9 protein-coding genes are annotated in these 10,250 nt (G+C 67.8%); 3 read left to right on the top strand and 6 right to left on the bottom strand.

All coding sequences use genetic code 11. The features are described from left to right. Positions 1 to 610: 610 nt before the first annotated feature. A complete protein-coding gene (locus tag HLH29_RS17785; protein ID WP_182968719.1) occupies positions 611 to 1,180 on the top strand; it encodes an NADPH-dependent FMN reductase in 570 nt (189 codons plus the stop codon). Between the two features lie 50 nt (positions 1,181 to 1,230). Here the strand turns inward: HLH29_RS17785 and HLH29_RS17780 are convergent, their stop codons facing one another. Further along, entirely contained in the window at positions 1,231 to 1,623 is a 393-nt protein-coding gene (locus HLH29_RS17780; protein WP_182968718.1) for a winged helix-turn-helix transcriptional regulator, read from the bottom strand. A gap of 100 nt (positions 1,624 to 1,723) precedes the next feature. Between HLH29_RS17780 and HLH29_RS17775 the strand changes: the two genes are divergently transcribed. Further along, on the top strand, positions 1,724 to 2,749 hold the full coding sequence (locus HLH29_RS17775; protein ID WP_182968720.1) for a zinc-binding alcohol dehydrogenase family protein: 1,026 nt from the start codon (positions 1,724 to 1,726) through the stop codon (positions 2,747 to 2,749). Positions 2,750 to 3,045: 296 nt separating this feature from the next. Then, complete coding sequence (locus tag HLH29_RS17770) at positions 3,046 to 4,557, top strand: succinate CoA transferase (protein WP_182968717.1); 1,512 nt, start codon at positions 3,046 to 3,048, stop codon at positions 4,555 to 4,557. Positions 4,558 to 4,564: 7 nt separating this feature from the next. On the opposite strand, the gene HLH29_RS17765 is transcribed toward HLH29_RS17770, so the two are convergent. Genes HLH29_RS17765 through HLH29_RS17745 form a run of 5 tightly spaced genes read right to left on the bottom strand, consistent with a single transcriptional unit; the run spans position 4,565 to position 10,190 of the window. After that, the gene (locus HLH29_RS17765; RefSeq protein WP_182968716.1) at positions 4,565 to 5,437 is read right to left on the bottom strand and encodes an aromatic ring-hydroxylating oxygenase subunit alpha; all 873 of its coding nucleotides are present in this window, start codon (positions 5,435 to 5,437) and stop codon (positions 4,565 to 4,567) included. A gap of 11 nt (positions 5,438 to 5,448) precedes the next feature. Further along, complete coding sequence (locus HLH29_RS17760; protein ID WP_182968715.1) at positions 5,449 to 6,387, bottom strand: ABC transporter permease; 939 nt, start codon at positions 6,385 to 6,387, stop codon at positions 5,449 to 5,451. After that, the gene (locus HLH29_RS17755; RefSeq protein WP_182968714.1) at positions 6,384 to 7,466 is read right to left on the bottom strand and encodes an ABC transporter permease; all 1,083 of its coding nucleotides are present in this window, start codon (positions 7,464 to 7,466) and stop codon (positions 6,384 to 6,386) included. Before HLH29_RS17755 ends, HLH29_RS17760 begins: the two co-directional genes overlap by 4 nt. Beyond that, positions 7,466 to 9,073 (bottom strand): ABC transporter ATP-binding protein, encoded by a 1,608-nt coding sequence (locus HLH29_RS17750; protein ID WP_182968713.1) that lies wholly within the window; start codon positions 9,071 to 9,073, stop codon positions 7,466 to 7,468. Before HLH29_RS17750 ends, HLH29_RS17755 begins: the two co-directional genes overlap by 1 nt. Further along, entirely contained in the window at positions 9,066 to 10,190 is a 1,125-nt protein-coding gene (locus tag HLH29_RS17745) for a BMP family ABC transporter substrate-binding protein (protein WP_182968712.1), read from the bottom strand. Before HLH29_RS17745 ends, HLH29_RS17750 begins: the two co-directional genes overlap by 8 nt. Positions 10,191 to 10,250 lie beyond the last annotated feature (60 nt).

The raw sequence follows: 10,250 nt of genomic DNA, 5'->3' as shown, positions 1-10,250 counted from the left end.
TCGCCGACCTCCTCGGTCTATCTGGTGCAGGCGCCGGGGGCGAGCAATCCGCGCAGCTATAGCCCCGCCGCGCCGATCGGTGGGTTTGGCGGCGTGCGCGTGACGTTCTGAATGATGTTCGCGGACCTGATTCGGGTCTGCGTATCAGTGCGTCTCATCGCCGCGTGGCAAGGTGCTACCGGGGGGAGGGCGTGGCCCTGTCATGGCGAGGGCGGGTGTCGCAGGGTGCCTTTATCCGAGGCGTGAAGCCATTGCAGAGCGCGTCCTGATATCGGTGCGGGGCATGGCGACGGTATCTGGCGGGCGCTTGGCGCCGAAAGCCTGACGCTGGCAGGGATTGCGGGACCTGATACTGCGTAGATCCGATGGCCGTCTTGAGAATGTCGATATGGCTGGGTGACTGAAAGAGGCTGTTTGCGGAATCACCCTGCCGGCGATCCGGCGCGCATTTTCTGCGCTTCGGTGCTCGGGGCCCACAAGGCGCTCCGCTCTTGTGATGAGCATCGGCGGCCTTCGGCCGTGGGCGGTTCATATCGTGATTGCATGGGGCGGGGCCGGCATGGGACATGGCGGATGGGGGGCGTGTTCCGCTCCTGGCCGGAGGTGCATCATGACGGATCTGGTTCCTCTTCATTTCGTGACCCTGCTGGGAAGCCTGCGCAGGAAATCGCTCAATCGCGCGGTGGCGAAGGCGCTGCCCGCGCTGGCGCCCGAGGGGGTGACGATCAGCCCATTGGACTCGGTCGGTGCGTTCCCGCTCTATGACGCGGACGTGCAGGATCAGGGATTTCCGGCCCCCGTTCAGCTCATGGCGGAGCAGATCCGCGCGGCGGATGGGGTGATCATCGTGACGCCCGAATATAATTACTCGATGCCCGGTGTGCTGAAGAACGCCATCGACTGGCTGTCGCGCCTCGCGCCGCAGCCGCTGGCGGGAAAGCCGGTGGCGATCCAGACGGCCTCGCCGGGGGTGATCGGGGGCGCGCGGGCGCAGTATCATCTGCGCCAGACTTTGGTTTCCCTCGATGCCATGGTGCTGAACCGGCCCGAAGCCATGATCGGGCAGGCCGCGCAGAAGATCGATGCGGAGGCGCAGGAACTGACCGATACCGCGACGCGCGATTTCCTGGCGCGGCAGTTGGTGGCTCTGGCGGCTTTGGCGCGGAAGTTGAAGGCATAAAGGGGAAGACGTTCTTTTTTGAAAAAAAGAACCAAAAAACTTTGATTCGTTCAGGGGGGTTGTGTTGGGGGCGGAAGATGCTCCTGAATGGATGGGGGCTTTTTTGCTGCGGGTGGGGCGTGGTGGTCGCCCCAATCCTTCAGCGCCGTGATGACGGCGTGCAGGGTGCGCCCGCGCTCGGACAGGCTGTATTCCACCTTGGGTGGGACTTCCGGAAAGATGGTGCGGGTGATCAGCCCGTCGCGTTCCAGTTCGCGCAATTGTGTGGTCAGCATCCGCTGGGTGACGTTGGCCAGCCGGCGCTTCAGTTCGTTGAAGCGCATGGTGCGCTCGAACAGGTGATACAGGATCACGCCCTTCCATTTGCCGCCGATGACTTGGAGCGTGGCCTCGACGGCGCAGCCGGGCGAGCAATCCTGGTTGAGGTGGCGGGTACGGGTCATGACGGTATCATTTCCGACACTATGGGCGATAAATGTGCGTTCTTGCGTATAGCGCACCATAGGGGTTCACCTGACGGCACGACAAGGAAGGAACATGGCCATGCGCGCCGTCGGTTATCAGTTCTCCCGCCCCATCAGCGCCGATGACGCGCTGGTCGATCTCGATTTGCCGGTGCCCGTTGCCGCCGGGCGCGACCTGCTGGTCGCGGTTCGTGCGGTGTCGGTCAATCCGGTGGATACCAAGGTGCGCCTGCGCGCGCAGGCCGAGCCGGGCGAGTGGAAAGTCCTTGGCTGGGATGCGGCCGGGGTGGTGGCCGCCGTTGGACCCGAGGTGACGCGCTTCAGGGTCGGTGACCCGGTCTTCTATGCCGGGGCGCTGGGGCGGCAGGGGACGAACGCGGAATATCATCTGGTGGATGAACGCATCGTCGGGCACATGCCGCGCACGCTGGACTGGGCCCAGGCCGCCGCCCTGCCGCTGACCGCGCTGACGGCGTGGGAAATGCTGTTCGACCGGCTGGATATCCGGCGCTCGGTGCCGGGGGCGGCGCCTTCGGTGCTGATCGTCGGCGGGGCCGGCGGCGTCGGGTCGGTGGCCATTCAGCTTGTGCGGGCGCTGACGGGGCTGGAGGTGATTGCGACCGCCTCGCGGCCCGAGACGCGGGACTGGGTCGTGGAACTGGGTGCCACGCATGTGATCGACCATGCCCGTTCTCTTGCCCCGCAGGTGGCGGCGCTGCCCGGTGGGGCGCCCGGCTTCGTCTTTTCCACGACCCAGACCGACCGGCATCGGGCCGATATCGCGGAACTGATCGCGCCACAGGGCCATATGGGGCTGATCGACGATCCACCGGCTTTCGACATCCTGCCGTTCAAGGCCAGGAGCGTGGCGGTGCATTGGGAATTGATGTTCACCCGCTCGATGTTCGCTACCCCCGATATGGGGCGCCAGGGCGAGATTCTGGATGAGGTGGCGCGGCTGGTGGATGCCGGGACGCTGCGCAGCACGCTGGCCGAGCAGTTCGGGCCGATCTGCGCCGCCAATCTGAAACGGGCGCACGCATTGCTGGAAAGCGGGCGGGCGCGGGGCAAGGTCGTGCTGGAGGGGTTTTCGGACAGGCTCTGAGACTGGCGGCCTCGGGCGGCGGAGCTGCTTTTCCTGTCGCCCGAGATGGGCGGGTACGTCGGGCTGGGGAAACGGCTTGCGGTGTATGGGCGTTCAATCACGTGTGATGGTGCGTCTTCATATTCGGCCTCGACAGGCGCGGGGTCGGGCTTTACACGAGTTAACCTAACAAATGATTGGTATTTTGATTGGTGTGCGTTTGAGAGACTGAGAGTGGCTGTGCCTTCCGGAAACATGCGGTCATGACCGTCGGAAACCGGAAAAAAACAAGAACAAGAAGATGACGGGAGAACGCCATGGCCGAAGAGCGTGTCCACAATGCGGCGTTCAGGCACAGGATCATGGACGCGGATGAGGCGGCGTGCCTGATCGCGCATGGGGACGTGGTGGGGATGGGCGGGTTCGGCCCCGGTGGCACGCCCAAGGCGCTGCCCAGGGCGTTGGCCCGTCGGGCCATTGCGCGGCATGAGCGGGGCGAGCCGTTCGCGATCAGCCTGCTGACGGGGGCATCCACCACGCCGGATGTGGACGGGGTGCTGGCCCGTGCCGAGGCGATCAGTTTCCGCATGCCTTATATGGGGGATGCCGACCTGCGGGCGCAGGCCAATGAAGGCAAGGTGGCCTATGTCGACACGCATCTGAGCCGTGTCGCGCCCTGGGCGCGCGCGGGGTTCCTGGGCAAGGTCGATGTGGCGGTCATCGAGGCGGCGCTGATCCGCGAGGATGGCGGCATCGTGCCGACGCTGGCCATCGGCAATGCCAAGACCTGGCTGGAGATGGCCGACAGGGTGATCATCGAGGTGAATGGCTGGCATACGACCGAACTGGAGGGCATCCACGATATCTGGGCCGGTGACCGCGAGGCCGGTGCCCGGCTGCCCGTGGTGTCATGGGCGGGCGAGCGCATCGGCGGGACGGTGCTGCGGGTGCCGCCGGACAAGATCGCAGCAGTGGTGCGAACCGATGAGGGGGATCTGGGCCAGTCGTTCCGTGCCGTGCCCGATGCCACCCGTATTGCCGGCCATATCATCGAATTTCTCAAGCATGAGGTCGCGCGCGGCCGGCTGCCGGAGGCGTTGCCGCCCCTGCAATCGGGGGTGGGGAATATTGCCAATGCCGTGATGACCGCGCTGGCCGATGCGCCGTTCGAGAACCTGACCGCCTATACCGAAGTGATCCAGGACGGCATGCTGGACATGGTGCGCAGCGGCAAGATGCGCGTCGTCTCCGGCGCGTCGCTGTATCTGAGCCGCGAGCAGGCGGCGGCGGCGAAGGCCGACATGGCGGTGCTGCGCGACCGTCTGGTGCTGCGCCAGCAGGAGGTCAGCAACAATCCGGCGGTGGCGCGGGGCCTGAACTGTATTGCGATGAATGCGGGGATCGAGGCCGACATCTACGGCAACGTCAATTCCACCCGCGTCATGGGATCGCGGGTGCAGAACGGGATCGGCGGGTCGGGCGATTTTGCCCGCAGCGCGCTGCTGTCGATCTTCATGCTGCCGTCTGTTGCCCGGAATGGGACGATTTCCTCGATCGTGCCCATGGTGTCGCATGTCGATCACATCAATCAGGATGTTCAGGTGCTGGTGACCGAACAGGGGCTGGCCGATCTGCGCGGCCTGTCGGCGCGCCGGCGGGCGCGGGTGATTATCGAGAACTGCGCCCATCCGGATTTCCGGCCGCAATTGCGGGACTATCTGGCCCGGGCCGAGAGGGTGGATGGAGGCGGGGGCGATACGCCCCATCTGCTGGGCGAGGCGTTGTCCTGGCATCAGCGTTTTATCGAGACGGGCTCGATGCGGATCTGACAGCCTCTCAGGAGCTAGGCAGGGTGCCGGTTGCGCCGTATCGGACCTGTTTTTCCTTCAGCCAGCGGCGATAGGTGACCGAGAGGGAGTCGGCGCGGGTGGGGATTTCGGCGCGCGCATCCAATGGTAGCAGGCGGGGGCGCTGGTTTTCGAGAATGATGCGGTCCTGCAGGAAGATCTTCTGCTGGAACTGGATCAGGTCCGCCTGGGCCGAGAGTTCGTCGATCAGGAACATGACGGGGTGGGCGCGGCATCGTTCGGGTTCCGTCGGCTGGACGAACAGGGCGATGACGTCGGGGCGCAGCGCGTCGTTGGGGCAGGTCTTGTAGAGCAGGGTCACGAAAGGGGAGGCGACGCGGTAGATATAGCCCGTGTCCTGCCCGCCCTCGGCCGACAGGGCGGCCTGCGGCTGGTGGAAGCGGCAGTCGGTGGCCCAGATCTCGTCGACGTCGCGCCGCCATTCGGTGTGGTAGCGCAGGACCTCGGTCTGCGGTTCGGCGCCCAGGATATTGGTGTGGACGAACGGGAAATGCGCCATGTCGAGGAAATTCTCGACCACGCGCAGGCCGGAGGCGTGGACGTCGATCGAGCCGCAGCAGACCAGGCGGCGATCGGGCTCGTCGGCTTCCGGGATGGCGAGGGGCGTGGCGGGGGGCGTGCCGAGGCTGGTCCACAGGCAGCCATGGCGTTCGGCGACCGGCAGGGGGGCGTCGTGCCCCTCGGCCCGGACCTGTACCGTGCCGTCGGCGGTGCGCTGGATCGTCAGGCCGACGCCGAGCAGGCGCGTATGGGTGGGGCCCGCGCCCAGTGTTTCGAGAAAGCCGACCGCGTGCCAGGCATCGAGAACGGCGCGGTCGGTGGGGTCCACGCGATGGGTCATTGGGGGGCTCCTTACCTCACGTCACGATGATACGGTACGCCGAGCGCCGCCGGGGCGGCCATGATGCGGCGCATGCGGTGCCAGACGACCACCGGCACGATGATGAACGCGATCGTGCCCAGATAGGGCAGCATGTTCAGGAAGGCCGGCGCGATCGGCCAGTTGCGGGCCTGGCCGACGAAGGAGAGCGCGGTGATCAGCCCGAACAGCAGGCCCGACAGGGTGGCGCCGAAGGGCCGGTAGCCGGCGAAGATGACCAGGGCCAGGGCGATCCAGCCTCTTCCCGCCACCAGCCCCTCGGACCAGACGGGCACGTAGGTGAGTGTCAGGTAGCCGCCGGCGGCCCCGGCCAGGCCGGCGCCCAGCGTGACGTACCAGAAGCGCAAGGCGGTGACCGGCAGGCCCGCCGCGTCGGCCGCTGCCGGGTTTTCGCCCACCGCGCGCATCGCCAGACCGTGGCGGGTGTGGAACATCACCCAGTGGGCCACCGCCGGCAGGACCAGGTAGATGAGATAGACCGGCAGGTTCTGGCCGAAGAAGGCGGGGCCGATGACCGGCAGGGACGACAGGCCGGGGACGGGCACGCGGCCGAATGTGGCGGGCGAGGGCACGCCCGCGTAATCATGGCCGATACTGGCCGACAGGCCGAGGCCGAGGAAGGTGACGGCCAGCCCGCACAGCACCTGGTTGGCGCGGACGATGACGGTGGCGAAGGCGAAGACCATGCCGCCCGCGGCGCCGGCAAGCGTGGCCGCCAGCAGGCCCAGCCATGGGTTGGGGGTGGCGACCACGGTGATGATGGCAACCACCGCGCCCATCGACATCAGGCCCTCGACGCCGAGATTGGTGACGCCCACGCGTTCGGCCAGGACTTCGCCCAGCGCGGCCAGGGCGAGCACGCCGCCGGCGAGGATTGCGGTGGAGAGCATGCCGGTCAGCAGGTCGATCATGGCCGGACCTCCGCGCGGGTGGCAGGGCGGGGGGTGACGGGACGGACGGTCACCGGGCGGTAATGGGCGAGTTCGTCGGCGATGGCGATCATGAACAGGACCAGTCCGGTGATGGCCAGCACGGCGGAGCCTGTCAGTTGCTGGGTTTGCAGCACGATGCCGGCATTGAGGATGAAGGCCATCAGCAGGGCGGCGGGCAGCACGTTGAGGCACGATCCGCGCGCCAGCACCGCGACCACGATGCCGAAATAGCCGAAATTATTGGCAAGACCGCCTTGCAGCCGGTGCACCGTGCCCGCGACCTCGAACATGCCCGCCAGGGCGGCCAGGCCGCCGGAGAGCAGCATCACGCCCAGGATGCGGGCGCGGACCGGGATGCCGGCGTAGCGGGCGGCCTGTTCATTCGCGCCGCCGACGGTGATCTGGTAGCCCCAGCTTGTGCGGGTGGTGAGCCATGCCAGTCCCAGCACGATGGCGAGGGCGATGGGGAAGCCCCAATGGACCACGCCCCAGATTTCGGGGATGCGTACCGGCAGGCGGCCGGTCGAGGCCAGCGCGCCGGTGACGCGGTCATGCCATGGGCCGACTGCCAGATAGGTGGTCAGCAGACCGGCGACGAAATTGAGCAGCAGGGTGGTGATGATCTCGTTCACGCCGGCATAGGCGCGGGCCAGGGCGGGGACCAGAATCCAGCCCATGCCGCAGGCGATGCCGCTGGCGGCCATCAGCGGCAGCACCAGCCAGGACGGGCCGGGCAGGAACAGGCCGATGGCGGTGGCGCCGATGGCGCCGGCATAGAACTGGCCTTCGGCGCCGATATTCCATACGCCGATCCGCCCGGTCACGGTGACGGCCGCGCCGGTCAGCAGCAGGGGGGTGAGGAACAGGGCGAGGTCTTCCAGCCCGAAGCGGGAACCCACGGTGGAGCGCACCACCAGGTCGGCCAGCAGGCGCGGGTCGCGGCCCGACAGGGCGAGGAAGAGGGTGGTGATCGCCAGGGCGGTGACGATGGCGCCCGCGCGCCAGGCCAGCCGGCGGGCCGGGGTGACGGTGGGCTGGCGTTGCAGCGTGCCGGCCATCAGGCTTGTCCTCCGCTGTGAGCCGAGCCGCTGGGTGCCGGGCGGCCGCCCATCAGCAGGCCGATCGTTTCCATATCGGCCGTTGCGGCGTCGATCGTGGCCATCAGCCGGCCGTGGAACAGGACGCCGATGCGGTCGGCGACGTTCAGCAGTTCCTCCAGATCCTCGGACACCAGGACCACCGCCACGCCCTGGTCGCGCAGTTCGGTCAGGTAGCGGAGCACGGTGGCGATGGCGCCGATATCCAGGCCCCGGCTGGGATAGGCGGCGACCAGCACCCGGCTGGCGATGCGGATTTCGCGTCGTGCCACCAGCCGCTGCTGGTTGCCGCCGGACAGGTTGCGGATGGGGGTGGCGAGGTCGGGCACGCGGACCTCGGCGGCCTCGACGATCGTGCTGGCCAGACGGGCGGCGGCGGCGCGGTCGTACAGGCCGTGGCGGCCGATCGGCGGGCGGTCATATTCGCGCAGGGCCATATTGTCGGTGATGTCCAGCGACGGGGCCAGGCCGCTGCGCAGCCTGTCTTCGGGGATGTGGCCGATGCCGGAGCGGGCGAAGGCGGCCGGATCGGCCAGCGGGGCTGGGGTGCCGTCGAGCAGGATCTCGCCCGCCGAGAGGGGCATCATGCCGGTGAGGACCTGGGTGAGTTCGCGCTGTCCGTTGCCGGCGACGCCGGCGATGCCGAGGATTTCGCCGCCATGCAGGTCCAAGGTGACGTCGCGCAGGGTTTCCACGCCGCGCGGATCGCGGCAGGTGGCGCCGCGCAGGCTCAGGACGGGGGTGGTGGCAATGGGGGCGGCGCCGGGGGCGCGGGCGCGCAGATCGCGGCGAACGATCTCGCGACCGACCATGATGGTGGCGAGGCCGGCGGCGGTGCAGTCGGCCGTGCGGTAGGTGCCGACATTGCGGCCGGTGCGCAGGATGCTGATGCGGTCTGAGATGTCGATGACCTCGTCCAGCTTGTGGCTGATCAGGATCACGGCGTTGCCCTGGGCACGGAAGGCGCGCAGGGCGCGGAACAGGTCGCGCGTTTCGGCCGGGGTCAGCACCGCCGTGGGTTCGTCCAGGATCAGCAGGCGGGCCTGGCGTCCCAGCACGCGCAGGATTTCCACCCGCTGCTGCTCGCCCGCCGACAGGTCGGCCACGATGGCATCGGGGCGGACGGAAAAGCCGAACCGGTCCGACAGGGCGCGGGTGCGGGCTTCCAGTGTTTTCGCCGAGGCCCGGAACGGGGTTTCGCGCCAGCCGAGATGGATGTTTTCGGCCACTGTGAAGGCGGGGACCAGTTTGAAATGCTGGTGGACCATGCCGATGCCGGCGCGGATGGCATCCTGCGGGGCGGCGAAGCTCTGGCCGTAGCCGTCGAGGATGATCTCGCCGCCATCGGGCTGGTAGATGCCGGTGACGACGTTCATCAGCGTGGACTTGCCGGCGCCGTTTTCGCCCAGCAGGGCGTGGATCTCGCCCGGTGCGATGTCGAGGCTGACATCCTGGTTGGCGATCACGCCGGGGAAATATTTGCAGATTCCCTGCAATTGCAGGATCGGCGGCGTGCCGGGCGCGACCGGGGGCGGGGCGTCGGGCTGGGTGTGGCGCGGGTCAGTCAAGGCCGGTCACTCCCGCCACAGCCCAGTCCCACTGATAGATTAGCGCGTCGTCCATCGCCTGGCCCTGGGGTACGCGGAGGCGGCCGGCGGCGTCGTGGATCGGGCCCTGGAACGGGTTGTAGCCTTGCATGATGCGCGTGCGCATCGCGTCGGCCTGGGCCGCGACTTCGGGGGGGACGGTGCGGCCCCACGGGTCGCGGTCCACGCCGTGGCCGAGGGTCAGGAAATGGCCCTGGGGCTGCCAGGTGCCGGCCAGGCGGGCGCGGACCTGTTCGACATAGTAATCGCGGAAATCCAGCGTGACGGAGCTGACATAGGCTTCCGGCCCGTACTGGCGCATGTCGGTGTTCCACATCGCGGCCTTGATGCCGCGCTGTTCGGCCACGCGCAGATAGGCGGGTTCGTCCATGATGCCGCACAGGAAATCGCAGCCATTGTCGGCCAGCGCGCTGCCGGCCTGGGTGGCGGCCTGCGGGTCGAACCACGCATTGATCGAGATGGCCTGCAGGGTGGCGGCCGGGTTGACCGAGCGTGCGCCCAGCAGCACGGCGTTGGCGCCCGCATAGACGGACGGGATGGGAAAGGAGCCGACGAAGCCGATCTTGTTGGTGCGTGTCATCAGCCCGGCGGCGATGCCGATGACGTAGCTGGCGTACCAGTGGGTGATGTAATACCAGCCCAGATTGCCGCTGACGGCGTGGCCGTCGCATTCCATGAAGGCGACATCGGGCGCGCGGTCGGAGACGTCGCGGATGAAATCGCCATAGTTGGAGGTCGCGATGACCATCTGTGCGCCTTCGGCCACGAACTGGCGGAAGATGCGCGTGGCGTCGGCGGAGTAGGGCACGCTTTCGACATAGACCGTGCGCAGGCGTGGAAAGGCCCGCCGCACCGCCTGCACGCCCTGATCGTGCGCCATCGTCCAGCCGCCGTCGGTGACCGGGCTGGTATGGCCGAAGGCGACCAGCGCGTCGGCTTCCGCCACCGGGAGCAATGTCCGTGGCTGTGCCCGCAGGGCGGGTGGTCGGAGCAGTCCGCTGCCGGCTGCTCCGGCGGCCAGTCCCAGCATGTGTCGTCGTGATGTGAGCAGCCGCCTGATCGGCGCGTGCGTGGTCATACCTGACCCGGAATGGTCATGGTTCCGCATTCCCCCCTCGATGATCGCCCGGGCCGGTCC

It is taken from the genome of Gluconacetobacter tumulicola (genome assembly GCF_014174215.1).
GTDB lineage: Bacteria > Pseudomonadota > Alphaproteobacteria > Acetobacterales > Acetobacteraceae > Gluconacetobacter > Gluconacetobacter tumulicola.
The sequence above is the reverse complement of the archived record's forward strand: the minus strand, read 5'-3'. Positions and strand labels throughout refer to the sequence as shown.

Bases quoted from the DNA above. Each gene is read 5' to 3' on its own strand.
- HLH29_RS17755 (WP_182968714.1), bottom strand. From the start codon at position 7,466: ATGGCCGGCACGCTGCAACGCCAGCCCACCGTCACCCCGGCCCGCCGG.
- HLH29_RS17745 (WP_182968712.1), bottom strand. From the start codon at position 10,190: ATGACCACGCACGCGCCGATCAGGCGGCTGCTCACATCACGACGACAC.
- HLH29_RS17770 (WP_182968717.1), top strand. From the start codon at position 3,046: ATGGCCGAAGAGCGTGTCCACAATGCGGCGTTCAGGCACAGGATCATG.
- HLH29_RS17780 (WP_182968718.1), bottom strand. From the start codon at position 1,623: ATGACCCGTACCCGCCACCTCAACCAGGATTGCTCGCCCGGCTGCGCC.
- HLH29_RS17760 (WP_182968715.1), bottom strand. From the start codon at position 6,387: ATGATCGACCTGCTGACCGGCATGCTCTCCACCGCAATCCTCGCCGGC.
- HLH29_RS17765 (WP_182968716.1), bottom strand. From the start codon at position 5,437: ATGACCCATCGCGTGGACCCCACCGACCGCGCCGTTCTCGATGCCTGG.
- HLH29_RS17785 (WP_182968719.1), top strand. From the start codon at position 611: ATGACGGATCTGGTTCCTCTTCATTTCGTGACCCTGCTGGGAAGCCTG.
- HLH29_RS17775 (WP_182968720.1), top strand. From the start codon at position 1,724: ATGCGCGCCGTCGGTTATCAGTTCTCCCGCCCCATCAGCGCCGATGAC.